This window comes from Streptomyces sp. NPDC058678, from assembly GCF_042714835.1.
GTDB lineage: Bacteria > Actinomycetota > Actinomycetes > Streptomycetales > Streptomycetaceae > Streptomyces.
On the sequence record NZ_JBHXSG010000009.1, the window covers coordinates 47,137 to 70,975 of the forward strand.

A 23,839-nucleotide genomic window follows, 5' to 3' on the forward strand; every position below is an offset into this window, starting at 1 on the left:
GTCAGCGGTTGCTGAGGTAGTCGCGCCACATCGAGCGCAGGATCAGGAAGCAGCCGGTAGCGCAGGTGCCGCCGATGGCGACCGCTACGGCGGCGAGGGCGAACGCCATGGCGAGGGCGCAGGCGACGCAGCCGCCGACGATGGCGAGGCCGCCGATCGTCCACCACTTCTTCGCGTCGAACTGCTGCTGCGGCGTGTGCTCGCAGCCCTGGTGCTGCGGCTGCTGCTGGGCGGCCTTCGCCAGCTCGACGGCGGCGAGGGCCAGTTGCACGACGGCCGTGTTGGTCTCCGCTGCGCTGACGGCGGCCTCCGCCTTGTCGAGGGCGTCGCTCATCGCGTCCACCTCCGGACGCGGCGGGCGAGGGCGGGACGCGTCAGGACGCCGAGGACGAACGCGAGGACGGCGGGCTGCGCGCACACGGTGACGGCCTGCGCGGTGACGTCGAGGGCGGCCGGCCAGAGCAGGAGGACGCCGAGCAGGGCGCCGAAGATGATCGCCTTCATGACGGCACCACCGATCCGGAGATGACGGGCAGCTGGTCGGGGTGGAACAGGTTGCGTCCTCGGCCGTCCTTGGAGTGGACGGTGAGGCGTCCTACGTGGACCCAGGAGCGGACGGTGGACGGGTCGATGCCGTAGTGCCGGGCGACGTCGTTGGACGTCATCAGGGGTGGCTCGGGCGGTGGTCCGTCGTCGGCGTCCTCGCCCGTCCCGGCTTCCAGTTCCGGCGTCCGGTCGGCGTCCTGGGCGTCCTCGCGTTCGAGGGTCACGGTGGGCCGGGGGCGAGAAATGAGGGGCAGCAGCCGGGCCCCGGCGGGTACCACCTCGGGGGTGGGGCGGACGCTCGGGACGGGCGAGGACGCGGGGGCGTCCTCGGCGTCCTGCGCCAGGCGCTCGTGCAGCTGCCGCATGAGGGCACCGAACGCTACGAGCGCGGCGGAGGGCGGGACCGCGGCCACGATGTACTCCATCGGGTCGGCCCCGTATCCGACGCCAGCGACGTTCAGCGCGATCGAGCCGAGCGACCCGAACGCGGCAAGGGCGACGGCCCACCAGTCCATACCGCGGCGGGCCAGCGACGCCCGGAGGATGAGGAGCTCCCCGGCGACGATGAACAGGTCGACGGTGGCGGGCCACGCCCAGGCGCGGGCGTCGTCGAGGCCGTTGCCGTCGGCGACATCGTGGAGGTGCTCGTAGGACAGCCAGAACGCGGCTGCGGTGAGCAGGATCGTGACGGTGGCCGCGCCGACGGCGAGGCCGTCGCGGGCGTTGAGGCGGCTCATCGGCCTTCACCTCGCAGGCGGGCGACCTCGGCGAGGGCGCGGTCGATACGGGTGGAGGCGACGCGGAGGGCGCGGGTGAGGTGCCGCCCGTCCTCCGGACCGAAGGACTCGTGGAGGTCGAGGGCGACGTACAGGGTGGGGTGGGGCTCGCGCTGCTGCACGCCGTGGGGGGCGTGGCTGATGAAGCCGCGCATGACCTCGAGCTGCCCGTGTTCGGCGGTGACGGCGGTCGCGGTGATGGCCGGCCCGTTGTGGGTGAGGTCGGCGAAGCGTCCGACTGTGTCGTCGTCGTGGCCGGTGCACCAGGCGGGTTCGCCGACCGTGACCTCGCCGTGGTCGAGTGTCTGCAGGGTGACGGTGCCGTCGCCGTAGCGGGGGTCCTGCGGCTGGTCGGGCCTGGGCTCGCGCCTGGTGTAGGCGCGGTCGATGGCGGCGTCGAGTTCTGCGGCCAGCTCCGGGGAGATGCGGGCGGTGGCCGCTTCCTGGTCCGTGCCGATGACGGCTGCGGCGGCGAGGTAGCCCTCGACTTCGCGGCGGACGTCGAGGATGTCCAGCTCGTGGAGCGGCGGCTGGCCGGCCTGCTCGGCGTGGCCGATGGCGAGGGCGGCGCGCAGCTGCTCACGGGAGACGACGAGGTCGAGGCGGACGGTCGCGAACGCCTCGTGGTCGTCGTCGCAGGGGATCGGGTCGGTGGGCCCGAACGCGGGCGGCGGGGTGCTCACTGGCCCGCACCCCGCTCGGACGCGACGGCGTCGGACAGGGACCGCAACCGCATCATGAGGCCGGTCGCGGTACGGATCATGGCCGAGTGGTCGTGGATGTTGGCGCCGCTGGCCTCGTCGAGCAGTTGGCCCGCGAGCTCCAGCTCGCTAGCCACGGGCAGCGGGATCAGGTCGTTGTCGTCCGGGGCACGCAGCGGGTCGTAGGACTTACTGGGGCTGGCCGGGCGGGGCTCGGTGTCGAGGGCCCGCAGCAGCAGGCGCAGGGCCTCGCGGAGGGGGAGCACCTGGTCGCTGTCGAGCAGCTGCCGGGCGACGCTGATCGCGACGTCGAGGTCGCTGGGCTCGGTGATCAGCGCACTTCCGGGCGCGCTAATGTGCTGGTTGTCCATGAGGAGCTTGCTCTCTCTCGTGGGAAGTGGTGGTCCCCGGCGGCCGGTAGGGTCGGCTAGCCGGGGGCTGCCCGCTGTACGGGCCTATTCGGTTGTGGTCGGGGAGTCGGGCGGCCGTAGGGTGGCCGGCCCGTACTCGCGGATGGATCTCCTGACTGCGCTGACGTCGATCCCGATCTCTCGGGCGACAGCCGACTTGCTGCCGAGTTCTCGGACGCCCTCTTCGAACGCTTCCGCTCGCCTTCGGGCGCTGGCCGCGATCTCCGCTTGCAGCTCGCGCTGCCGCCTGTTCTCGGCATCAACGCGTTCGCGCCAATTGGTGGTTGGCACGCAGACCACAGTACTAGGACCCAGTGTCCTAGGCAAGGCATTCACTCATCCCCCTTGCCGCGCCGTGCCCGCTGGAATGCCGCGTGGATGAGCCGCTGCGCCTCGGCCAGATGCCTGGCGCAGATCTTCAATTCGGCGCCCGGGTCGACGGCCTCACCGGTGCACTGGCTGCCACGCCCGGACAAGACGCGGCAGGTCACGATGCGCTCGGGCACGACTCCTCCTTCGGCTGGAAGCGCTGGAGATCCAGCCAGTCCTGCGGGGTCGCGTAGGTGTAGCTACACCAAGAGCATCGGACGCGGGTCTGTCCCGGCATCCGCTTGATGACGGCGCCGCACACCACGCCCTCGACGTCGACGGCGACGCACGTGCCGAGCCGCTGCAGACGTGGCGCCGGATCCCCGACCATCGACCGCATGCCGACCTCGAGCGTCCTCACCTCGCGGGCGAGGTCACCAGCGGCCGGATACTCGACGGCGATCCAGTCGAGTTCCATGGCCAGCCAGCGGGCCGTGACCGCCACACGGCGGGCCATGACGCCCTCGGTGGGCGGCGCCCCGTGGCTGGGCCAGCGCACCCGCTGTACGTCCGCCCGCCACAGCTCCAGCACCTCGGCCACGTGGCCGCCGTCGACCAGGTCGAGGACGTCCTCGTCGAGCGGGGACCGCGGTCCGGCTACGGCCGCCGTGACGTACTCGGCGGGACCCGACCGGCGGGGCACCAGGCATTCCGTCAGCTCGTCGAACAGGGCGGGCAGTTCCTCCAGCCGCTTGGCCAGCTGTACCGCGTCCTTCGTGCACAGGTAGCCGGCCGCGATCTCGTGCTCGCAGAGTCCGCACTGGTTCACGTCTTCGGCTCCTTGCCGTCGAGGATGTCCTCAACGTCGCTGAGGGCGGCCGCGTATCCGTAGTCGCTCCGGTCCCAAGAGTCGTAGGCGCCGACGTCTGGCCCGGCATCCACGAGGGCGCGCACGCGGTCGAGCGTGTCGAGAGCTCGGCCGAGGTCGCCCATCGCTTGCAGGTACATGGCCTCCATGACGGAGGCCATGCCGTCGATGACGGACTCGGCGGGAACCCGGGTGAAGCCACCGTCGACCCGGTTGAGCGTCGGCATCGTGTCGTCGTCGGGGTCGATGAAGGCTGCGAGCTTCAGGCGCAGGGCGTCGCTCAGCTCCTCGCCGCCGCTCATGCCCGGCTCCGGTGCTGCAGCCGGTACAGGCGGAAGCTGCTCATGAACTGGTCGCCGGCCGCGCGCTTCAAGACGGCACGGGACGCGGCCCCGCTGCGGCGGACGTCCCGCATGTCCCACACCATGTGCGTCACGGCCATGCCCTGGGCGCCGAGGGCGATGCCGACCAGGAGCATCTGAATCTCGTTCGGGGTCATGCTGCAAGTCCTTCCGTGTCGGGCCACTGGCATCCGTCGAGGCCGCGGCGGTGACTGTCAGGCGGTACAGCGAGAGGCCAGCCGAGGTGGTGCAGGCCCATCGCGAGCAGGGTGTAGGCGTCGGCCTGGTCGTACCGGCCGGGGCCGTCGCACTCGATGCCGTAGCGCTCCCGAACGGCATCGCGGACGGCGCCCTTGGAGCCGGAGCCCTTGCCGGTGGCGTACAGGGCGCGGCAGCTGGGCGGGACGACCGCGTAGGGAATGCCTCGGCGCCAGCAGGCGTGGCGGACCATGACGCGCAGCCCGGCGAGATCCTCGTGCCGGTGTGCGACGCCGCCGCCGAAACTGGGGCCTTCGATGACGACCAGCTGGGCGTTGCGGATGTGGGTGGCGACCTGCTCGACGATGAACGCGAGCCGGGGGTGGCCGCGCAGTCCGGCCTTGGGGCGGATGATGTCCGTCCAGCCCTCCCCTGCCACGCCGGTACAGGTGAGGCTCAGGTCGAGGCCGATCACCCGGGGAGCTGTTGCTTTCTGAGCAACGGCTGTGACCGTGTCGGTCACGGTCGGATGGTCGAGGAGTTGGGTGTTGACGGCGCCGCCGATGCTGACCCACAGGACGTGGGCCTGGGCGCTGGTGAAGTCGCGGCGGCGGGCCTGGTCTTCGAGCTCGGCGTAGGTAAGGCCGAGCCGGGCAAGCGAGGTACGGACCGCCGTGTGGAACTCGGCCTCCGTCACCTCGATCACCACGTCGTCCGTGTCGGCAACCGTGACCGTCTCGGTCACGGTTGTGGGGGACGCGGTGTCCTTCGCAACCGTGGTGCTCTGACCCACAGTTGTGGGCGGCTGGCCCACATCTGCGTGGCCTGCTGCACCACGCAGGTCGTGAACCGTGGGGATATCCCCGCGGCTGAAGTCGTGCTGCACGTCGAGCTCCCGGTCGTTCATGCGGCGGCCATGACGTTGAGGCGGTTGAGGATCGTCGTGAACTGGTGCACGGCCTGCAGGTCGGAAACCTCGCCGGCGGTACTGCCTGGCGGCACCGAGATGCGCGCCATCCGGCAGAAGTTGAGCTGCTTGACGCTCGCCGGCTTGTTGCGCCAAGGAGCTGCGCGGGTGGCAAGCCACCGGCTGCCCATGGTCCGGGCCTGCTGCTCCAGCCACGCCTTGGCCGGAGCCAGCGGCATCGGCACGTCGTGCTTCGGGCCGACGATGCCGTTGTTGATGTCGAAGCGGCGCAGCCAGTACGTCCGGTCGACCGGGTTGCGGACCAGGAAGACGTAGACCGCGTCGGCGACCGGTATGAACCACACCCCCGACTCGGTCTTCAACCACCGGACAGACGAGCCGTGGAACAGGTCGATCTCCTCGACCTGGACCCGGGACAGGTCCAGCTTGCGCTGCGCCTTCTCCTCCGCCTCGCGCACGGCCTCCCGCAGCGTCTGGTCCTCGTCCTGCATCACGACCTCGCGGCCCGTCAGGTCGACGATGGACGCCAGCTTGTGGCGGGTCGAGGCGCCCATCACGTCGAGGATGAGCGCGTCCTTCTTTCCGTCAAAGAGACGGAGAGCGCGCCCGGCCATCTGGCAGTACAGGCCGGCCGACTTCGTCGGGCGGGCGATCACCGCGCAGGATGTCCACGGGGCGTCGAACCCTTCGGTCAGCACCATGCAGTTGGACAGCACCTGGATGTCGCCGCGCCGGTAGGCGTCGAGGGTGGCGGCGCGGTCATCGCGCGACATGTCGCCCCAGACGGCAGCTGCGGGGATCCCCGTGGCCGTGAACGCCTCGGCCATGGACTGGGCGGTGGCCACGGTCGGGGTGAAGACGACGCCCGCCCGGCCCGCCGCGTGCTGCTGGTACGCCTCGGCCACGACCTGGGCGGCGCCGGAGTCATCGAGGGCCTGGCCAAGTTGCCCATCCTGGAGGTCACCCCCGCGGGTCTTCACGATGTCCAGGTCGAGGCCCTCGACGATGACGCGCTTGCCGCGGACGTCGCACAGGTAGCCGTCCTCGATCATCTCCAGGATGTCGAGGGTGAACACGACCTCTTCCCAGACGTCGGCGAGACCACCGTCGGTGCGGGTCATCGTCGCGGTGAAGCCCGCGACAGGCAGGCCGCGCCAGGCGCCGAAGTGCTCGAGGACCGTCATGTAGCTGCGGGCAGCTGCATGGTGGCACTCGTCGACGATGACGACACCGATGTTCTCGATGGCCTGGCGGCGGCGCTCGACGGCCAGCGTCTGGATGCTGGCGACGATGACGTCCGCCTCCTGGTGCTCGTCACGCTCGGCCTTGACGACGCCCACTCGCAGGTCAGGGCGGACGGCGCGGATCTTCGCGGCGGCCTGCTCGATGAGTTCCTCGCGGTGCGCGATGACCAGCGCTCGGCGGCCGTCCATCTGGGGCAGCAGCTCGTCGATCAGGTTGGCGAAGACGACGGTCTTCCCGGCGCCGGTCGGAAGGACCACCGCGAGCCGGTTGTTGGCGCCCTGCCAGCCGGAGATCAGGGCCTTGATGGCCTCGGCCTGGTACGGGCGGGGCGTGAACGTCTCGGGCGTATCAGACATGCCGGTCACCTCGGCTCGCAGTTGCGGGGATGTTCGGGGATGCTGCGGGGATCTCTGCGGGAATGTCGCCGGGCATCCAAACCAGCTCTGAGCTGGCGTTAAGCAGGCTTTGCGGGGTTCTCCGGAATGTTTTGGAGGTCTGCACATATAGAGACCGGAGATTTTTTGTGTGACGCACTGCGCCGTGTGTTGCACACGATGTGTGTGATGCGTCCCCTATATGGGTGAGGGGGCGCCACTCCCCGCAATTCCCCGCAACCCCGTAGACGCGCAGGTCAGCGCCACTTTTGACGCTGCGGGTAAACCCCGCGGATTGCGGGGTTTTCCTCGCCGCGGTCACCGCTCGGCCCTTCCGGTGCCCTTGTCGACGTGCTGCTCGACGCGCCAGGTGTTCTGCTTCAGGTGGCTGTCGTAGACCAGGACGACCTTGAGGTCCTCGAAGTAGCGGCCTTGTCGCGCCTTCAGCCAGTGGCCCAGCTGCTTGCCGGACGGCAGGTCACCGTTGTGTAGCTGCGGCACGGTGTCCTTCAGGCCGAGCAAAGCCTTTGTGGTGACCGGCTCGGTGCCGATCTTCCTGTGCCAGTCCGTCAGGAATGCCGCCCACTCCTGGGCCTCGTCGTCCAGTGCCGCGCTGGCCTCACCGCGGTTGGCGAGCCAGCCGGGCACCTTCAGGTAGTCGAGGATCCCGGCGATGACGGACGCCCATTGTGAGTAGTCCCCCATGCGGGTGTTGATGGTTTTGGCGCCGGCCGCGAGCCAGCCGCGGACCATGGTGACGAGGGCGGCGACGATGGTGGAGGCATTTTCGGCGAGCCAGACGCGGAGGTCGCCGACCTTGAAGTTGCCGCGCTGGTCCGGGTTGGGGCAATCAGGGTCGAGGCGAACCCAGAGGGTGCGGCGGCCGTTGTCCCCGCCGGTGCGCAAGTTGTTGCCGGTCAGAATCCACAGCCGGTCGTTCGGCATGCTGACGCTGCTGCTGCTGCCGAGGAGCCGGTCGCTCCAGATGGCGCTCGTGACGAGGGACGACAGGATGGGGCTCTTGATGATGTGCCCGTTGGGCAGGTTGTCCATGGCGATGACCGGGTCACCGCAGTCCCACATTTTGGCCGTGATGGCCTTGCGCAGCTCGGCGTCGTTCTCGGCCCAGGGGGTTTCGGCCAGTCCGTACAGGCGCCCGAACACGTCCTTCAGGAGGGTCTTGCCGGAGGCCTGCGAGGTGCCGGTGATGACGACGAGCGGTGTGGGTCCGGGAACGTAGTGGCGGATGATCGGGGAGAGCAGGGCGCCCAGGTACTGCGCCCGGTCGGAGTCGTCGACGAAGGGGAAATCGGCGAGCATCTGCCCGAGGACGATCTCCTTCGCTCGGGTTACGGCGTCGTCGGTGACCTGCGGCTGGAGTCGGCGTAGCGGCACCCGGGGGTGCATGTAGAGACCGGTGGCCTTGTCGTACTTGGGTGCCTGGATCAGGGATCCGTCCGGCCGGACGACGGGCGAGGTGACGATTCCCCGCAGCGTGAGCAGCGGCCAGTCTTTGCGGCCGAGGATCGTGCCGCAGGTCTTCGGCATCAGCAGTTCGCGGACTTCGTCAACGACCTCGGTCAGCGGATTCCTGACCATTTGATAGGTCATGACGTGGTCGGCGAGGTAGGCCCGAAGGTTGTCTGTGGCCAGCTGCTTGATGAGCGGGTTGCCTTGGTCGTCTTGGTACACCCAGCAGGGCCCGCCGGACCGCTTGTAGAGGTCTGGCAGCTGCTCGCTGGCCATGATGTCGAGGATGCCGTCGATGGCGTCGGCCTCGTTGGTGACGTTGAGCCGGGGCTTGCTGGTGACGACGCGAAGGTCAGGCCTCGTCTGCCCTTCCTCGCCCTCGTCGCTGACCGGCTCGGCGTCGAGGGCGGACGACCCGTCGCTGAAGTCCCTGGCGGCCGCGGGCGCGGGGCCGACGCGCTGGTGCTGCGTGCCGAAGCCTCGCCTGCGGAGCGCTTCCGCGGCCCGCTTGAAGGCCAGGGCGTCTGTGCCGCCCTGGGTCAGGTGCGTGTATGCGGCGAACTTGTCGTAGGGCGTCTCCGTCTCGAAGACGGTTGAGGTGCTGAAGACGTACAGCCGGTCTCGGTCGGAGGCGTGGCCGGTGGTGGCGGAGATGCCGCGCTTCTTGCCCTTGCGTCGCCAGTAGGTGGTGCTGCCCCGGGTGAAGATGGGGTCGAGTTCGTCGCCGATGATGTCCGGCCAGTCGACCTTGTTCTCGAAGTCGTCGCCGGGGCGGATGAATCCTGCGGGAAGTTCGCGCTTGGGCCGGGGGGCGGTCTTTGCCTTCTCCTTGGCTGGCAGCGTGTCGAACATGCGAAGGACATCGCGGATCGCAGTTATGACGTCCGAGTCGACCGTGGGGATCGTGGCGGGGCTGCCGGCGATGCGGACGTAGGGCTTGCCGGTGGCGTGGACGGTGCCGCCCGATGGCTCGACGAGGCCGTAGCCACCCTCACCGCGGGTCTCGGCCTGCACGCGAATGATCTGGGCGTTGGGCTTTTCGAGGAGCCGCTGGCGCTCCTCCGGGGTGTATTCGTCCTCGCGCGCCAGGCGGCTGGCGAGCTTGGTGTTGCCGGGGACGGGCGCGCCGTCCACTCGAACGCGGAAGTGGCGGCCGCCGCTGGGCGATTCGGTGGCCCAGCCGGTGAGGATGGCGTGCCATTCTTCGCCGAGCCCGGATGCTTCCATGACTTCGGTGACCTCGTCGAGGAGCCCGTCCTTGATGGCGTGGCCCTCGAACTCGTACATCTCGACGTTGCCGGAGACGGCGCCGTAGACGACGGCGAGGCCGCCGGGGCGCCCCCCGCCGAACCACTGGTCGTGTTCGGCGGGGGTGGAGCGCTGGACCTTGTAGGGGCTCCAGCTGCGGAGGGCTGCGGCCTTGCTGCCGTCCGCCTTGATCGGGATGACGCACAGGCCGGCGTCGTCCAGCTCGCGAGCGGGAGCCCGGAGGTCTGGGGTCTGCTCGTCGTTCACGAACGCTGCTCCTGGCGGAAGATGGGCCAGCCGGGGCCGGGCGGGTTTTCGGGCTTGCCCTGCAGGGCGTTCGGGCTGTGGGCGGGGCAGCGCAGGCCGGGCAGGTAGTGACGGACGCCGTCGACTTCCTTGCAGTGGCGGCCCTCGGCACCGATCCAGTGGCCGCAGGCGGGGCGCGTCTCGTCCTTCACGCTGCCTCCCGTGCTGCGGGCTGGTGGAAGGCGGTGCGGATGATCGCGCGCTGCTCGTCGCTCAGCGGGGGTGCGGCGTCGACGATGCGGTCGATGCGCGCCCAGTAGGCGGCGTTGCGAGCCGGGTCGTCGAAGCGGACGGGCCGGTTGCGGCGGGCCGGGCGGCCGGGGGTGCCCACGAGCTGCGCACCCCCGGCCGACTCGGTGCTCTGCTGGATGCTCACGCCCGGCTCCGGTACGCGGCGCGGAGCTCGATGAGCCGGCGGTGTGTCTCCCGCATCTGGCCGAGGCGCTCAGCGAACGTGTTGATGAGCGTCTCGTAGCCGTCGGGGTCGAGGCCGTCGATGAAGTGGTCGTCGATGAGCTCGACGACGGCGAACGGCAGACGCTCGGCGAGCTTGTCCGACCAGGGCTCGACCTTTATGACGGTCGAGAGGATCCGGAACTCTTCCGGGGTGCCGTTCTCGTTGACCGGCAGGGTCAGGGACTCGTCCCAGAACCAGCACCAGACGTCTTCCGGGAAGATGTCCCGGCCGATCTCGTGGGAGTGGTCGAGGGTGCAGCCGTCCATGCACGTGTAGGTGACCGGCTCGCCGGTGCGGCGGTTGATGAACGTCCACGTGCGGGGTGCGTCGGTGTTCTCGTTGCTCTGTCCGTTGATGGCAGGCGGCGTCGTCGGCGCCTCGGGCTGTACCGTTGCGTTCACGAGCGTTCTTCCGATCTCATTGCGTGGGTTCGTGGATTGCTCGACTGGCGCCGCCGGCTGGACTCCGGCGGCGTCGCCGTTTTAGGCGGCCGACCCCGACTGGACTTCGGGATCGGCGCCCTGCGCCTGGCGGTCGACGAGTTCGTCGAGGCTCAGGCCGTAGGTGGCGGCCAACGTGAGCAGCGTCTTCGTGGCTGGCGCTGCCACCCCGCGGCAGATCCGCGAGAGCGTGGTCTGGTTCAGGCCGGTGCGCTTGGCGATCGCGTAGTTGCTGTGATCACCCCTGGCAGCTGCAGCCTCACGGAGGCGTGCGCTGCGCAGGCGGTAGCTGGACATACGGTCTCCTTGCTTGCTGGCTCGGGAGCTATTAACTCCTGCCGTGCAAGCAACTTACGCCTCAAGTTGCGCGCGTGCAAGCAAGCATGCGTAACAACGCCCGTTACGCGCCGGTGACGACCCGCTCATTGACCGGTATGTGCTGGTGTGCAAGCGAGTACTTGCTTGCTAGCGTGTAGGTATGCCGACAACGGAAGCCGACCCTGCGGCGCAGATCAGCAGGGAAGCGCGGTTTGTGCGCTACGTCCGGGAGGCCGCTGGCCGCGCCGGTTACGACATTGATAGTCCGCGAGGCGGAGGCAAGAAGGCGATCGCCAAGGCGACCGGCATGTCACCGTCGAGCGTCGGCCGCATGCTGGCCGGCCAGACCATCCCGAGCCCTCCGCAGCTAGAGAAGCTGGCCGAGGCCCTGCGGGTGCCTCTCATTGACCTCCTGGTCCTATCAGGCGTGGTCTCTGAGCGGGCCAAGGGCAATGTGGGGGCTACTCAATCCGGTCCCCCCGCATCCCTCTCGATTGAAGAAGCTGCTTTCGCGCTGGGGATCCGCAGCGCCGATCGAGTCCGCATGTTCAAGGCCATGGCGTCCACACTGATCGAGCAAGAGCGACTCGATGCCGAGTCGGCGGGGAGAGGTATCTAAGTGGCTGTTCGTCCGTGGCGGGAACAAGGGCGTCCGCGAATTACTGCAGACCGGCTCTGGGGCGTCCTGGCTGGTGCTTACGTGCTGAGTGTGGCGACCCTCCTCATTATCAGCACTGCGATGACCTTGCTCGTAGCAGATAGGCAAGAGGTGATCGAGGCGCTGAAAGAGGCGGGGGTTTCCAACAGCGACTTTCTGAGGGCCCTCTTCTTGGGCACCGCAGTGGTGATATCACAGGGCTTGTTCGTGATTGTCATCGTGGCCAGGCGCAGGGCTCAAGGTCCGAGGTCGTCGGCAGGCCTCTCGACCGTCGAGCGCTTGCTCTTCGGGATATCTGACAGGCGGTTTCGTCAAAAAAGCATGGAGATGGAGAAGGACGCCTGGCGGAACCAGATCATCCGAGAGACCTACGCGCAGGTACTCGAGCAGCAGGAGCGCGGCCTCCTGTGCCCCAATTGCAAGGGGAAACCAGGCGGGTAGGACGAACGTCTTTAGCTGCCTCGCTTCCAGTTAAACGCCACCGCCTCGTAGTCGAAGTACCCGCCGTCGGGCATGCGCCCGGGGCGCGGCGTCTTCAGCGTGACCGTGACGAGGGCCCGTAGCAGGTTGCGCTTCCGGTCCAGGTCGAGCGCCTTCCACACCTTCCGCACGTCCGGTGCCCCCACCAAGTCGACGAGCGGATCCTTCGTTGCCGCCCGGGCCAGCTGCATCGTGATGCCTTCCAGCTGCTTGCGCGCGATGTCGGTGCCCTCGGTGAACGCGAGCATCTCGATCTGCCCGGCACCGAACATGCCGCCCAGATCCTTCATTCGCCGCCGCGCCTTCTCTGCCTCGGCCTGCAGGCCAGCCACGTCCACGTCGTCCGTGCCGGGCAGCAGCAGTTCGTGCGCGTCGTCCCGTGAAAGCCGCTCGACGATCGAGTCTTCGACGTACTGGTCGACGACCTCGGCGCGCCGGCCTCCACCGTGCCCGGTCTGGCACCGGTAGCTCGGGAAGGATCGGCCGCCGGACTGGGTGACGTACACGAACTGCGGGCAGTCCCCTCGCCCGCATCGGTACAGCAGCGAGCCCAGCCACTTCGGCGTCGCTCCGGGCGTCGTCTTACGCGACGGGTCCGACAGGATCGCCACGACGGCCCGGTACTTCGCCTCGTCGACGATCGCTTCCCACTGCCCGCGGCCGACTTCCTCGCCCCTATAGATGGCGATCGCGGCGTTCCTTGGGCGGATCAGCATGGCCCGCATGTCCTGGTGGGTGACCGGGTTCCCGCGGGTCGTGGTCACGCCCTTGTCGGCGCACCACTTCACGAGCGACCGGATGGACGCGCCGGAAAGGACCTCGTTCGTCCAGAACCGCAGCGCCTCGGCTTCCTCGGGCACGGCCTTCATCATGTCCAGCTCGGGCACGTCGACCTCTTCGCCGGTCTTCCGGTCGACCTTCTTGCGCATCGCCCCGGTGGGCATGCCCCACCCGAACGGGCGGATGCCGCCCATCCACTCGCCCGCCAGGGCTTTCTGCCGACGGGCGCGGGCGACGCGCTCGCCTTTGTGCTCAGACTCGTGCCGGGCCACATTGCCCAGCATCCGGGCGACCAGACGCCCGCCCGACGTGGCGAGGTCGAGCGAGCCGGCTTGGACGGTTTGCGTGGTCACTCCGCGCCGCTCGCACAGGTTGATGTACTCCTCCAGTTCGGTGGGGGAGCGATGCAGCCGGTCGGTGTGCCAGGTGATGACGACCGTGGCCTTGCCCTCGTCGAGGTCGGCAAGCATCTGCCGGTAGCGCTTGCGCAGCTTCCCGGAGAACGCGCTCACGTCGTTGTCGACGTACACCTCGACGACCTGCCAGCCGTTACGTTCCGCGAGGGCTTCGCAGTCCTCGCGCTGCCGGTCAACGCCAAGGTGGGCGCCGGTGCGGTCCTGGCTGATGCGGCAGTAGATGACCGCGCGGGTCTTCCCGCCTGCGGCAACGTCAACGGCGGAGCGGAGAGTTGGGCTCATGCCCCCGAGTTTGCACCTCTAGGGGTGTCTCTGTCTCAGGTTCGGGAAGACGACTTTGCTGAGCGCCCTGTTGGGGCTCGTCGGGCCGGACGAGCGGATCGTGCTCGCCGAGGACTCGGCGGAGCTCAGGCCGGAGCATCCGCACGTCGTACGGCTGGAGAGCAGACCCGCCAACCAGGAGGGCGCGGGCCTCGTCACGCTCGAGGACCTCGTCCGGCAGGCGCTGCGGATGCGGCCGGACCGGCTGGTCGTCGGTGAGGTGCGCGGGCCCGAAGTGGTCCATCTGCTGGCCGCGTTGAACACCGGCCACGAGGGCGGCTGCGGGACCGTGCACGCCAACGCGGCCGCCGATGTGCCGGCCCGGCTGGAGGCGCTGGGTACGGCCGCCGGGCTCGACCGGGCCGCCCTGCACAGCCAGTTGGCGGCAGCGCTGTCGGTCGTACTGCACCTCGCGCGAGACCGGACCGGGCGGCGCCGGATCGCCGAGGTGCACGTGCTGGAGCGGGATCCGTCGGGGCTGGTGCGGACGGTGCCGGCGCTGCGATGGGGCGTGGAGGGGTTCGCGTACGAGCGGGGGTGGGAGCGGTTGCGGGGGTTGATTCGGGATGAGTGCGGCTTGCGCGAGGCCGGGAAGGCGTGTGGCCCGTCCTGGGCGAGGAGGGACGGGTGCGGCGAGTGTTTCGGGCGGGGTGAGGGGGCGCTCCGAGGCGCGGATCGTCGGGTGGGTTGACGGGCGGGTCGACGGACGGGCTGTGGAGGGTGGAGGGACGCGGTGATGAACGGGATCGGTGGGATGGGTGAGATGAACGGGATGTCGACAGGGGCGGCTGTGACCTGTATCGGCGCTGCTGTCTGGCTGCTCGGTGGGCGGCACCCGGGCGCACGGCGGGCTCAGTTGCTGTTCGCGGGTGGCGGAGTGGTGGAGGCGGGGCCGCCCGCGTGGCGGCAACTCGCCGGAGGGCTGCGGCGGATTCGAGGGCGGTTGCGCGCCGAGTGGTGGGCGGTCGTCGTCGGGCTGGCGCTGGCGGTGCTGGGCTCCTCTGTGCTGCCGGTCGTCGCGGGGGCAGTCGGGGTACCGCTGCTGCGGCGGGTGCGGCTGGCCGGGGAGGCGCGGCGCGCGCGGGAGCGTCGAGGCGACGCGGTGATCGCGTTGTGCGGGGCGCTCGCCGGGGAGGTGCGGGCCGGACGGCAGCCGGGGGAGGCGCTGTTGCGGGCGGTTCAGGAGGCCGGTGGGCTTGGTGACGTGCGGGCGGGGGTGGTGCGGGATCTCGGCGGGCTCGGTGACGTGCCGGCCGGGGTGCGAGGCGTCGGCGGGCCTGGTGACGTGAGGCCGCGGGTGCGGGGTTCCACAGGGTTCGCTCACGGGCAGGCGGGGGTGCCGGACTTCGGTGGGCTCGTGGGCCTCGGTGGGCTCGGTGACGCTCAGGCGGCGGTGTTGGCGGCGGCGCGGTTTGGCGGCGATGTCCCGGCCGCGCTCGCTGGAGCCGCGCGAGAGCCGGGTGCCGAGGGACTGTTGGGGCTTGCGGCTTGCTGGCGGGTCGCGGTGGACCAAGGTGCGGGACTCGCGGCCGGACTCGACCGGCTCGAAGGGGCATTGCGCGCCGAGCGCGATCAACGGGCCGACCTGCGGGCGCAGCTGGCGGGCGCCCGGTCGACGGCGGTGATGCTCGCGGGCCTGCCGGTCCTGGGCCTCGCTCTCGGTACGGCCCTTGGTGCGGATCCGCTGCACGTACTGCTCCACACCGGGGCGGGAGTGGGGTGCCTGTTGGTCGGCGGCCTGCTGGATGGGCTGGGGATGTGGTGGGCGACGCGGATCGTGCGGAGCGCGGAGGCGGTGTGAGGGATACGGCTGAGGGAGCGGGCGGCGGGACGCACCGGATACGGCGGGCGGGAGCCGGGCGAGGAGCGCGCGAGGGCGGGCGGCGCGGCGCCGACTGGGCGGGCCGGCCGGGTGGCGGGGGTGTCTGCTGGGCCGGGGATGGGAGCCGGCTGAGGACGGACGTGATGGAAGCGGGAGTCGGTGGAGGTCTCGGAAGGGAGGCGGCGGCGTGAGTGCGGAGGTTGTCCACAGGCTGGGGGTGGCTGTGGGGATGGTGCTCGTCCTCGGGTGGCTGGTGCGGTGGCTGGAGTCGGTGCGACGGGAGCGGAGGGTGCGGCGGCGGTTGGCCGAGCTGTTGGCGACGGTCAAGGAGCCGTCCGAGGCGCCGCGCATCAACGTGCGGGACATCGCTCGACGATGGCTGCCGATGGTGGGGGTGGCGTGTGCCGGGTGGGTTCTGGTCGGTGGGGTCGCCGGTGCGGCGGTGGGGTTGGTTGCCGCGGTCGGGTTGTGGCGGTGGCGGCTCCGGCAGGCGGCCGCCGGCACCGAGACGGAGTCCGACGCCCGAGAGGCAGCTCGACAACTCCCCCTCGCCGCCGATCTCTTGGCGGCCTGCATCGCGGCGGGCGCCGGTCCGGTGATGGCGGCGCAAGCCGTCGGTGAAGCCCTCGGCGGTCCTGTCGGAGAAGGGCTGGCGCGCGGCGCGGCGGAGGTACGGCTCGGCGGCGAACCGGGCGAGGCCTGGCGAAGGCTCGCTTCGACCCCGGGCGCCGAAACCCTGGCGCGGCTGCTGGAGCGGGCCGGCGTCTCCGGGCTCCCCGCGGCCGGACCGGTAGCCAGGCTCGCCGCGGACGCTCGCGCCGACTGGACACGCGAGGCGACGGCACGGGCACGGCGGGCGGCCGTCATGGTCGCCGCGCCGGTGGGGCTGTGCTTCCTGCCCGCGTTCATCGCGGTGGGCGTGCTGCCCGTGGTGATCGGGCTGGCGGGCGGGGCGCTTGGAGGAGGTGGTGGATGAGGAGAGGCGGGATCGACGGCAAGTAGGGGGCGTGGGCCGCGAGTGGTCGACGCACAGCAGGTAGTCAGCTGGTCAACGGTACGGAACCTCACGGGGGTCGAGATGTACAAGGCGGTACGGGCGCGGCTGTGTGCCCTGGTGTGCAGGGCACGGACGGCGCGGAGGGACGCGGGGATGGTCACCTCCGAGTACGCGATGGGCATCGTCGCAGCGGTGGCGTTCGCGGTGGTGCTCTACAAGGTGGTGACGAGCGGCCAGGTCAGTGCGGAGCTGCAGAGCATCGTGCAGCGGGCCCTCGATGCGCAGGCGTGAGCGGGCGACGGACCGGGGGTTCGTCACGGCGGAGTCGGCCATGGTGCTGCCGGTGCTGGTGATCTTCGCGATGGCGCTGGTGTGGGGGCTGCTCGTGGTGGCCGCGCAGATCCAGTGCGTGGACGCGGCGCGGACCGGCGCCCGCGCGGCAGCCCGACAGGACCCGGCCGACGCGGTCGCCGAGATCACTCGGGAGACGGCACCGCGCGGTGCGAAGGTCACCGTAAGCCGGGAGGGGGACCAGGTGCGTGTCGCGGTAGTGGCGAAGCCGCCGGCGCTGCACGGACTGGCCTTCGAGGTGCGGGAGGAGGCCGTGGCGTTGGTGGAGGAGACGGTGGTGGAGGGGAGATGAGCGGCCGTTCTCAAGGGCAGGGGCAGGGGCAGGGGCAGGGACACGGGCACGGGGAGGAGGACGGGCAGGGGGCCGGCGCTTGGCGGTCCGATCGTGGTTCCGCCACCGTTTGGAGCGTCGGGATGATCGCCGTGCTGTGCGTGGTGTTCGGGGTCGTTCTCGCCATGGGGCAGGTCGTCGTGATCCGGCATCGCGCGGCCGGCGGTGCGGATCTCGCGGCGCTCGCGGCGGCGGACCACTGGTCGGACGGCGGCACGGCGGCCTGCGCTGTGGCGGACCGGGTGGCGCGAACCCAGGGCACGCGGCTTGTGCGGTGCGTGATCGTGGGCGAGACGTCGGATGTGACGGCGGCGTCGGGACGGGGTCCCTTCGCGGCGGAGGTCAGGGCGCGGGCGGGACCTGCGGGGCCGCCGGTTCCACCGACGCTCCCAGCTCCCCGAACCCCTCCGGAGCAGCACCCGCCGAACCAGCCTCCCCGGTCTCCCCTGTCCCCTCCGGAGCAGCACCCGCCGCAGCAACCTCTCCGGCCTCACCACGGCCCGCCGCAGCAACCTCCCCCGCCTCCCCAGGTGCCCCCCGCAACAGCACGGTGAGCAACCGCACAGCGCCCCTCTTGTGCAGCGGATCGTTGCCGTTGCCGCACTTGGGCGACTGGATGCAGGACGGGCAGCCGGAGTCGCACTCGCAGGAGGCGATGGCCTGGCGGGTGGCGGTGAGCCACTCGCGGGCGGTGTGGAAGGCGCGCTCCGCGAAGCCCGCACCGCCGGGATGGCCGTCGTAGACGAAGACGGTCGGGAGGAGGGTGTCGGGGTGCAGGGGGACGGACACGCCGCCGATGTCCCAGCGGTCGCAGGTGGCGAAGAGGGGCAGCATGCCGATCGATGCGTGCTCGGCGGCGTGCAGGGCGCCGCCGAGGATCTCCGGGGTGATGCGGGCGGCGTCCAGCTGGTCCTCGGTGACCGTCCACCACACGGCACGGGTGCGCAGCGTACGAGGAGGGAGGTCGAGTTTCGTCTCGCCCAGGACTTCGCCGGTGATGAGTCGCCGACGCAGGAAGGAGACCACTTGGTTGGTGACTTCGACCGAGCCGTAGCACAGGCGGCCCTCGCCCCATGGGATCTCGACGTCCGTCTCCAGGACGGAGATGGAGGTGGTGTCGCGGGCGACCGTCGAGTACGAGGGGCTCGCCTGCTCGACCAGGGCGACGGAGTCCTCCAGGTCGAGTGAGCGCACCAGGTACGTACGGCCCTGATGCAGGTGGACCGCGCCTTCGTGCACGGTCGAGTGAGCGGCACCTTCGTCGACCGTGCCCAGGAGGCGGCCGGTGCCGCCCTCGACGACCTGGATCGGCGGGCCGCCCTCCCCGCGGATGTCGGTCAGGTCGGCGGCCCGCTCCCGGCGCGTCCAGTGCCAGGCCTTCGTACGCCGGCGCAGCAGCTTCGCGGCCTCCAGCTGCGGGAGCAGCTCCTTGCACGCCGGACCGAACAGCTGCAGGTCGTCGTCCGTCAGCGGCAGTTCCGCGGCTGCCGCGCACAGGTGCGGGGCGAGCACGTACGGATTGTCGGGGTCGAGGACGGTGGACTCGACGGGTTGGTCGAACAGGGCCTCGGGGTGGTGGACGAGGTAGGTGTCCAGCGGGTCGTCCCGGGCGACCAGCACCGCCAGCGCCCCCTGCCCGGCGCGACCGGCGCGGCCCGCCTGCTGCCACAGGGAGGCGCGCGTGCCCGGGTAGCCGGCGATGAGGACGGCGTCGAGGCCGGAGACGTCGATGCCGAGTTCGAGTGCGGTCGTCGCGGCGAGGCCGAGGAGTTCGCCGGAGTGGAGGGCCTGCTCGAGGGCGCGGCGCTCCTCGGGGAGGTAGCCGCCGCGGTACGCCGCGACACGCCGGGCCAGGGAGCGGTCGACCTCGGCGAGGCGTTCCTGGGCGATCACCGAGATGAGCTCGGCGCCGCGCCGGGAGCGTACGAAGGCCACCGTGCGTACGCCCTGGACGGCGAGGTCGGTCAGCAGTTCGGCGGTCTCGGCGGTGGCGGTACGGCGGACCGGCGCGCCCTTCTCGCCCTGCATCTCGGTGAGCGGGGGCTCCCAGAGGGCGAACACCAGTTCGCCGCGCGGGGAGGCGTCATCGGCGACCTCGACCACCGGGAGGCCGGTGAGGCGGCCGGCGGCGACCGAGGGCTGGGCGGCGGTCGCGGAGGCCAGCAGGAACACGGGCGAGGCGCCGTAGCGGGCGCACAGGCGGCGCAGGCGGCGCAGCACCTGGGCGACATGGGAGCCGAAGACGCCGCGGTAGGTGTGGCACTCGTCGATGACGACGTACTTCAGCGACTTCAGGAAGGAGGACCAGCGAGGGTGTGACGGGAGTATGCCCCGGTGCAGCATGTCGGGGTTGGTCAGGACGTAGTTGGCGTACTGCCGGACCCATTCGCGTTCTTCCACCGGCGTGTCGCCGTCGTAGACCGCGGGACGCACGGAATGGCCGAGCGGTTGTGAAAGTTTTTTCACCGAACGGCACTGATCCGCTGCAAGGGCCTTTGTGGGGGCCAGGTAGAGGGCGGTGGCCCCCCGGCCGTTCGGAGCCTCGGAGCCTCCCAGAAGGGCTGACAGCACCGGGACGAGGTACGCCAGGGACTTCCCGGAGGCCGTGCCGGTGGCGACGACCACGGATTCGCCGTCCAGGGCGTGTTCGGCCGCCCGAGCTTGGTGGGCCCAGGGGTGTTCGATGCCGCAGGCCTGCACCGCGGCGATGACCTCCGAACGGATCCGGTCCGGCCAGACGGCATGGCGGCCCTCACGTGGGGGCAAGTGCTCCGTATGAGTGATGCGCGAAGCCCGGCTCGGCCCCGCGGCGAGCCGGTCCAGGACCGTGCTCGGCGAGAGCCGGGAGACGGGCTGCGCCGAGGATCGATCGGATCGGTGATTCTTGGCCATCGGCACCGAGTGTGTCACTGGCGTGACGGACAATGGGACCAAGGCGTCGTGCACGCCTGCCGGTAAGTGATTGAATGCCATCGCGGCTGGCGAACCGTCCTGGGGGCTTCAAGCCGAGGTGTCCCAAGGGGCGACCGCTCGATAGCAAGGTGCTGGAGGATCCGTGGACCTGTCTCTGTCGACCGAGACCATCGGCGATCGCACGATCGTCAGGGTCGGTGGCGAAATCGACGTATATACCGCGCCCAAGCTGCGCGAGCAGCTGGTCGAGCTGGTGAATGACGGCAGTTTCCACCTTGTCGTCGACATGGAGGGCGTGGACTTCCTCGACTCCACCGGGCTCGGCGTACTGGTCGGCGGACTGAAGCGGGTGCGTGCCCATGAGGGCTCGCTGCGCCTGGTCTGCAACCAGGAGCGCATTTTGAAGATCTTCCGTATCACCGGCCTCACCAAGGTGTTCCCGATTCACACCTCGGTCGAGGAAGCGGTGGCGGCAACCGACTGACCACCGATCCGGGTGCGGGCCCAGGTCCGCACCCGGGACGGCAGAAGTTGACAAGGGGGTCCGGGCGTTCGGCAGCCCGGTCCCCCCACAGCACGCCCGTAGTTCCGAGGGGGATGCATGGCCACCGTTGAGCTCCGCTTCAGCGCGCTGCCCGAGCACGTCCGGACCGCCCGACTGGTGGCGGCAGCGGTGGCGCGCAGGGCCGGAGTGGACGAGGCCGTTCTCGACGAGGTCAGACTCGCTGTCGGCGAGGCCTGCACCCGTGCCGTCGGACTGCACCAGAACGGTGGCATCACGGCGCCCGTGAAGGTGGTGCTGATCGAGGAGGAGAAACAGTTCTCCATCGAGGTCGGCGACGAGGCGCCACGCCACGCTCCCGGCGACCGGCCACCCGGTGCCGCCGGCGAGGAGATGGACGCCGAGATCGAGGAGGACGAGATGGGCCTAGCCGTCATCAGCGGCCTCGTCGACGACGTGGAGGTCACCGCCGGTGAGCACGGCGGATCGATCCGTATGACCTGGCCGACCACACCGTCGGTCGTGGTGCTTCCCTGACGCCACATAGTCACAGACGTCACTGACGCACCCGTAACGCTTCACTTCCGAGGGTCCTGCCGAGCAGGGCCCTCGTTGGTTTTTCAAGAGCATTCTGAATTCGTGAAGTAATTCACGATCAATTTCCGATCATCCGATCGGGTGAAAATGCTTTCGAGGCGTTACCGAGGTTTGTCAGATTCCGTTTCCCACGTACTGTTTTGATCAGGAACAGATCTCTAGAATCCGTCCACATCTTGAGCTCAGCCCAAGCGTCAAGGAGGACGAATGGCGGGGCTTTCTTCCCCAGACCAGATTGATCACTCCACAGCCCTCGCGGCGGCGGTACTGACCGACGGAAACCGAGTTCTGGTGTCGGTCATCGGCGTCGTGGCCCTGGCCGCCCTCGTGGTGGCAGGTCTCCTGGTGCGCCAGGTACTCGCGGCGGGCGAGGGCACCGAGAGCATGAAGGAGATCGCGAAGGCGATCCAGGAGGGCGCGAACGCCTATCTGGCCCGGCAGCTTCGCACGCTTGGCGTATTCGCCGTCGTCGTGTTCTTCCTGCTCATGCTGCTGCCCGCGGACGACTGGAATCAGCGCGCAGGCCGATCGGTGTTCTTCTTGATCGGCGCGGCGTTCTCGGCAGCCACCGGATATATCGGCATGTGGCTCGCCGTACGGAGCAATGTGCGTGTCGCCGCCGCCGCACGCGAGGCGACACCGGCGGAGGGTGAACCGGAAAAAGATCTCACCGCCGTATCGCACAAGGCCATGAAGATCGCTTTTCGTACGGGCGGCGTCGTCGGCATGTTCACGGTGGGGCTCGGTCTGCTGGGCGCCTCCTGCGTGGTGCTGGTGTACGCGGCCGACGCGCCGAAGGTCCTTGAGGGTTTCGGTCTCGGCGCGGCGCTCATCGCGATGTTCATGCGAGTCGGCGGCGGCATCTTCACCAAGGCCGCCGATGTCGGTGCCGACCTGGTCGGCAAGGTCGAGAAGGGCATTCCGGAGGACGATCCGCGCAATGCCGCGACCATCGCCGACAACGTGGGCGACAACGTCGGCGACTGCGCGGGCATGGCGGCCGACCTCTTCGAGTCGTACGCAGTGACCCTGGTGGCGGCGCTCATCCTGGGCAAGGCGGCCTTCGGCGACGCCGGACTCGCCTTCCCGCTGCTCGTCCCCGCGATCGGCGTGATCACCGCGATGATCGGCATCTTCGCCGTGGCCCCGCGCCGTGCCGACCGCAGCGGCATGTCCGCGATCAACCGCGGGTTCTTCATCTCCGCGGTGATCTCGCTCGTGCTGGTGGCGATCGCCGTCTTCGTCTATCTCCCGGGGAAGTACGCCGACCTCGACGGCGTCACCGACGCGGCGATCCAGGGCAAGGGCGGCGATCCGCGGATCCTCGCCCTTGTCGCGGTGGCGATCGGCATCCTGCTGGCCGCTGTCATCCAGCAGCTGACCGGCTACTTCACCGAGACCAACCGCCGGCCGGTCAGGGACATCGGCAAGAGCTCACTGACCGGCCCGGCCACCGTCGTTCTCGCCGGGATCTCGGTCGGGCTCGAATCGGCCGTCTACACGGCCCTGTTGATCGGCCTCGGCGTGTACGGGGCGTTCCTGCTGGGCGGTACGTCCATCATGCTGGCGCTGTTCGCGGTGGCGCTGGCCGGTACCGGCCTGCTCACCACGGTCGGTGTGATCGTCGCGATGGACACCTTCGGACCCGTCTCCGACAACGCGCAGGGCATCGCGGAGATGTCCGGCGACGTCGAGGGCGCGGGCGCGCAGGTGCTCACCAACCTGGACGCGGTCGGCAACACCACCAAGGCCATCACCAAGGGCATCGCCATCGCCACCGCGGTTCTGGCGGCGTCGGCGCTCTTCGGGTCGTACCGTGACGCGATCATCACGGGCGCGGAGGACGTCGGCGAGAAGCTGTCCGGCGAGGGCGCGCCGATGAGCCTGATGATGGACATCTCGCAGCCCAACAACCTCGTGGGTCTCATCGCGGGCGCGGCGGTCGTCTTCCTCTTCTCGGGGCTCGCGATCAACGCCGTGTCGCGATCGGCGGGTTCCGTGGTGTACGAGGTGCGGCGGCAGTTCCGCGAGCATCCCGGGATCATGGACTACAGCGAGAAACCGGAGTACGGCAAGGTCGTCGACATCTGCACCAGGGACGCCCTGCGCGAGCTCGCCACGCCCGGACTCCTCGCCGTGTTGGCGCCCGTTTTCATCGGGTTCACGCTCGGTGTCGGCGCTCTCGGCTCGTTCCTGGCCGGTGCGATCGGGACGGGCACGCTGATGGCGGTGTTCCTCGCCAACTCCGGAGGCGCCTGGGACAACGCCAAGAAGCTCGTCGAGGACGGTCACCACGGCGGCAAGGGCAGCGAGGCCCATGCCGCGACGGTGATCGGCGACACGGTCGGCGACCCCTTCAAGGACACCGCCGGTCCGGCGATCAACCCCCTGCTGAAGGTGATGAACCTGGTGGCGCTGCTCATCGCGCCCGCGGTCATCAAGTTCAGTTACGGCGACGACGAGAACCTCGGCGTGCGGATCGCGATCGCGGTCCTGGCGTTCCTGGTGATCGCGGGCGCGGTCTACGTCTCCAAGCGGCGCGGGATCGCCGTGGGTGACGAAGACAACGCCGAGGAGTCGCCCAAGTCGGCTGATCCGGCGGTCGTTTCGTAGCCGGTTCCACCGGGGCCCAGCTCACAGGGGCGGGCGGGAGGCGCGCGTTGGCGTGTCGACCGCCCGCCTTTCTGCGTTCACGCCGTCATCGTGAGCCTTCTCTCGCCGGTTCATAAGGCAGCA

The 23,839-nt window shown here is 69.8% G+C and carries 27 protein-coding genes and 2 pseudogenes; 11 read left to right on the forward strand and 18 right to left on the reverse strand.

Annotation, left to right across the window (positions count from 1 at the left end; translation table 11 throughout):
- Position 1 precedes the first annotated feature (1 nt).
- The 16 genes from ACFWWR_RS11525 to ACFWWR_RS11600 all read right to left on the reverse strand — a co-directional run bounded on the left by ACFWWR_RS11525 (position 2) and on the right by ACFWWR_RS11600 (position 10,914).
- Positions 2-334 carry a hypothetical protein gene (locus tag ACFWWR_RS11525; RefSeq protein ID WP_384303016.1) on the reverse strand — a complete coding sequence of 111 codons (333 nt, stop codon included), beginning with the start codon at positions 332-334 and terminating at the stop codon, positions 2-4.
- Positions 331-504, reverse strand: a complete 174-nt coding sequence (locus tag ACFWWR_RS11530; protein ID WP_384303018.1) for a hypothetical protein — start codon at positions 502-504, stop codon at positions 331-333. The genes ACFWWR_RS11525 and ACFWWR_RS11530 overlap by 4 nt, the downstream gene beginning before the upstream one ends.
- Positions 501-1,283 (reverse strand): DUF2637 domain-containing protein, encoded by a 783-nt coding sequence (locus ACFWWR_RS11535; RefSeq protein WP_384303020.1) that lies wholly within the window; start codon positions 1,281-1,283, stop codon positions 501-503. The genes ACFWWR_RS11530 and ACFWWR_RS11535 overlap by 4 nt, the downstream gene beginning before the upstream one ends.
- Positions 1,280-2,005 carry a DUF6907 domain-containing protein gene (locus tag ACFWWR_RS11540; RefSeq protein WP_384303022.1) on the reverse strand — a complete coding sequence of 242 codons (726 nt, stop codon included), beginning with the start codon at positions 2,003-2,005 and terminating at the stop codon, positions 1,280-1,282. Before ACFWWR_RS11540 ends, ACFWWR_RS11535 begins: the two co-directional genes overlap by 4 nt.
- Positions 2,002-2,394, reverse strand: coding sequence for a hypothetical protein (locus ACFWWR_RS11545; RefSeq protein WP_384303024.1), 393 nt, complete (start codon positions 2,392-2,394; stop codon positions 2,002-2,004). Before ACFWWR_RS11545 ends, ACFWWR_RS11540 begins: the two co-directional genes overlap by 4 nt.
- 371 nt (positions 2,395-2,765) lie before the next feature.
- A complete protein-coding gene (locus ACFWWR_RS11550) occupies positions 2,766-2,939 on the reverse strand; it encodes a hypothetical protein (RefSeq protein ID WP_384303026.1) in 174 nt (57 codons plus the stop codon).
- Positions 2,921-3,571 carry a hypothetical protein gene (locus tag ACFWWR_RS11555; RefSeq protein ID WP_384303028.1) on the reverse strand — a complete coding sequence of 217 codons (651 nt, stop codon included), beginning with the start codon at positions 3,569-3,571 and terminating at the stop codon, positions 2,921-2,923. The genes ACFWWR_RS11550 and ACFWWR_RS11555 overlap by 19 nt, the downstream gene beginning before the upstream one ends.
- Positions 3,568-3,912 (reverse strand): hypothetical protein, encoded by a 345-nt coding sequence (locus ACFWWR_RS11560; protein WP_384303030.1) that lies wholly within the window; start codon positions 3,910-3,912, stop codon positions 3,568-3,570. Before ACFWWR_RS11560 ends, ACFWWR_RS11555 begins: the two co-directional genes overlap by 4 nt.
- On the reverse strand, positions 3,909-4,109 hold the full coding sequence (locus ACFWWR_RS11565; protein WP_384303032.1) for a hypothetical protein: 201 nt from the start codon (positions 4,107-4,109) through the stop codon (positions 3,909-3,911). Before ACFWWR_RS11565 ends, ACFWWR_RS11560 begins: the two co-directional genes overlap by 4 nt.
- Positions 4,106-4,894, reverse strand: a complete 789-nt coding sequence (locus tag ACFWWR_RS11570; RefSeq protein ID WP_384303034.1) for a hypothetical protein — start codon at positions 4,892-4,894, stop codon at positions 4,106-4,108. Before ACFWWR_RS11570 ends, ACFWWR_RS11565 begins: the two co-directional genes overlap by 4 nt.
- 158 nt (positions 4,895-5,052) lie before the next feature.
- On the reverse strand, positions 5,053-6,678 hold the full coding sequence (locus ACFWWR_RS11575; RefSeq protein WP_384303036.1) for a DEAD/DEAH box helicase: 1,626 nt from the start codon (positions 6,676-6,678) through the stop codon (positions 5,053-5,055).
- A 336-nt stretch (positions 6,679-7,014) separates the two neighbouring features.
- On the reverse strand, positions 7,015-9,681 hold the full coding sequence (locus tag ACFWWR_RS11580; RefSeq protein WP_384303038.1) for a bifunctional DNA primase/polymerase: 2,667 nt from the start codon (positions 9,679-9,681) through the stop codon (positions 7,015-7,017).
- The gene (locus tag ACFWWR_RS11585) at positions 9,678-9,872 is read right to left on the reverse strand and encodes a hypothetical protein (RefSeq protein ID WP_384303040.1); all 195 of its coding nucleotides are present in this window, start codon (positions 9,870-9,872) and stop codon (positions 9,678-9,680) included. The genes ACFWWR_RS11580 and ACFWWR_RS11585 overlap by 4 nt, the downstream gene beginning before the upstream one ends.
- Entirely contained in the window at positions 9,869-10,096 is a 228-nt protein-coding gene (locus ACFWWR_RS11590; protein WP_384303042.1) for a hypothetical protein, read from the reverse strand. Before ACFWWR_RS11590 ends, ACFWWR_RS11585 begins: the two co-directional genes overlap by 4 nt.
- Positions 10,093-10,578: a DUF6907 domain-containing protein gene (locus ACFWWR_RS11595; RefSeq protein ID WP_384303044.1), complete on the reverse strand. Its 486-nt coding sequence runs from the start codon at positions 10,576-10,578 to the stop codon at positions 10,093-10,095. The genes ACFWWR_RS11590 and ACFWWR_RS11595 overlap by 4 nt, the downstream gene beginning before the upstream one ends.
- Positions 10,579-10,659: 81 nt before the next feature.
- A complete protein-coding gene (locus ACFWWR_RS11600) occupies positions 10,660-10,914 on the reverse strand; it encodes a helix-turn-helix domain-containing protein (protein WP_384303046.1) in 255 nt (84 codons plus the stop codon).
- A gap of 181 nt (positions 10,915-11,095) precedes the next feature.
- Between ACFWWR_RS11600 and ACFWWR_RS11605 the strand changes: the two genes are divergently transcribed.
- Both ACFWWR_RS11605 and ACFWWR_RS11610 read left to right on the forward strand, forming a co-directional pair.
- Entirely contained in the window at positions 11,096-11,554 is a 459-nt protein-coding gene (locus ACFWWR_RS11605; protein WP_384303048.1) for a helix-turn-helix domain-containing protein, read from the forward strand.
- Positions 11,555-11,644: 90 nt separating this feature from the next.
- Positions 11,645-12,034: a hypothetical protein gene (locus tag ACFWWR_RS11610; RefSeq protein ID WP_384303050.1), complete on the forward strand. Its 390-nt coding sequence runs from the start codon at positions 11,645-11,647 to the stop codon at positions 12,032-12,034.
- 11 nt (positions 12,035-12,045) lie between these two features.
- On the opposite strand, the gene ACFWWR_RS11615 is transcribed toward ACFWWR_RS11610, so the two are convergent.
- Complete coding sequence (locus ACFWWR_RS11615; RefSeq protein WP_384303052.1) at positions 12,046-13,551, reverse strand: recombinase family protein; 1,506 nt, start codon at positions 13,549-13,551, stop codon at positions 12,046-12,048.
- 43 nt (positions 13,552-13,594) lie between these two features.
- Here ACFWWR_RS11615 and ACFWWR_RS11620 point away from each other — a divergent pair.
- The 6 genes and pseudogenes from ACFWWR_RS11620 to ACFWWR_RS11645 form a co-directional block, all read left to right on the forward strand.
- Positions 13,595-14,281 (forward strand): annotated as a pseudogene (locus tag ACFWWR_RS11620) (CpaF family protein); the annotation flags it as partial.
- 63 nt (positions 14,282-14,344) lie between these two features.
- Entirely contained in the window at positions 14,345-15,391 is a 1,047-nt protein-coding gene (locus tag ACFWWR_RS11625) for a type II secretion system F family protein (RefSeq protein ID WP_384303098.1), read from the forward strand.
- A 208-nt stretch (positions 15,392-15,599) separates the two neighbouring features.
- The gene (locus tag ACFWWR_RS11630) at positions 15,600-16,388 is read left to right on the forward strand and encodes a type II secretion system F family protein (RefSeq protein ID WP_383864648.1); all 789 of its coding nucleotides are present in this window, start codon (positions 15,600-15,602) and stop codon (positions 16,386-16,388) included.
- Positions 16,389-16,490: 102 nt separating this feature from the next.
- A complete protein-coding gene (locus ACFWWR_RS11635) occupies positions 16,491-16,700 on the forward strand; it encodes a DUF4244 domain-containing protein (RefSeq protein WP_383864646.1) in 210 nt (69 codons plus the stop codon).
- Positions 16,687-17,052 carry a TadE family type IV pilus minor pilin gene (locus ACFWWR_RS11640; protein WP_383864643.1) on the forward strand — a complete coding sequence of 122 codons (366 nt, stop codon included), beginning with the start codon at positions 16,687-16,689 and terminating at the stop codon, positions 17,050-17,052. Before ACFWWR_RS11635 ends, ACFWWR_RS11640 begins: the two co-directional genes overlap by 14 nt.
- Before the next feature lie 122 nt (positions 17,053-17,174).
- Positions 17,175-17,474, forward strand: a pseudogene (locus ACFWWR_RS11645) (Rv3654c family TadE-like protein); the annotation flags it as partial.
- On the opposite strand, the gene ACFWWR_RS11650 reads toward ACFWWR_RS11645, so the two are convergent.
- On the reverse strand, positions 17,434-20,064 hold the full coding sequence (locus tag ACFWWR_RS11650; RefSeq protein WP_383864640.1) for a DEAD/DEAH box helicase: 2,631 nt from the start codon (positions 20,062-20,064) through the stop codon (positions 17,434-17,436). The pseudogene ACFWWR_RS11645 and the gene ACFWWR_RS11650 sit on opposite strands and share 41 nt — an antisense overlap.
- Positions 20,065-20,146: 82 nt before the next feature.
- Here ACFWWR_RS11650 and bldG point away from each other — a divergent pair, with 82 nt between their 5' ends.
- The 3 genes from bldG to ACFWWR_RS11665 all read left to right on the forward strand — a co-directional run bounded on the left by bldG (position 20,147) and on the right by ACFWWR_RS11665 (position 23,716).
- Positions 20,147-20,488, forward strand: coding sequence for an anti-sigma factor antagonist BldG (gene bldG, locus ACFWWR_RS11655; RefSeq protein WP_024885807.1), 342 nt, complete (start codon positions 20,147-20,149; stop codon positions 20,486-20,488).
- Positions 20,489-20,605: 117 nt separating this feature from the next.
- Complete coding sequence (locus ACFWWR_RS11660; RefSeq protein WP_383864636.1) at positions 20,606-21,043, forward strand: ATP-binding protein; 438 nt, start codon at positions 20,606-20,608, stop codon at positions 21,041-21,043.
- Between the two features lie 267 nt (positions 21,044-21,310).
- Positions 21,311-23,716, forward strand: a complete 2,406-nt coding sequence (locus ACFWWR_RS11665) for a sodium-translocating pyrophosphatase (protein WP_383864633.1) — start codon at positions 21,311-21,313, stop codon at positions 23,714-23,716.
- Positions 23,717-23,839 lie beyond the last annotated feature (123 nt).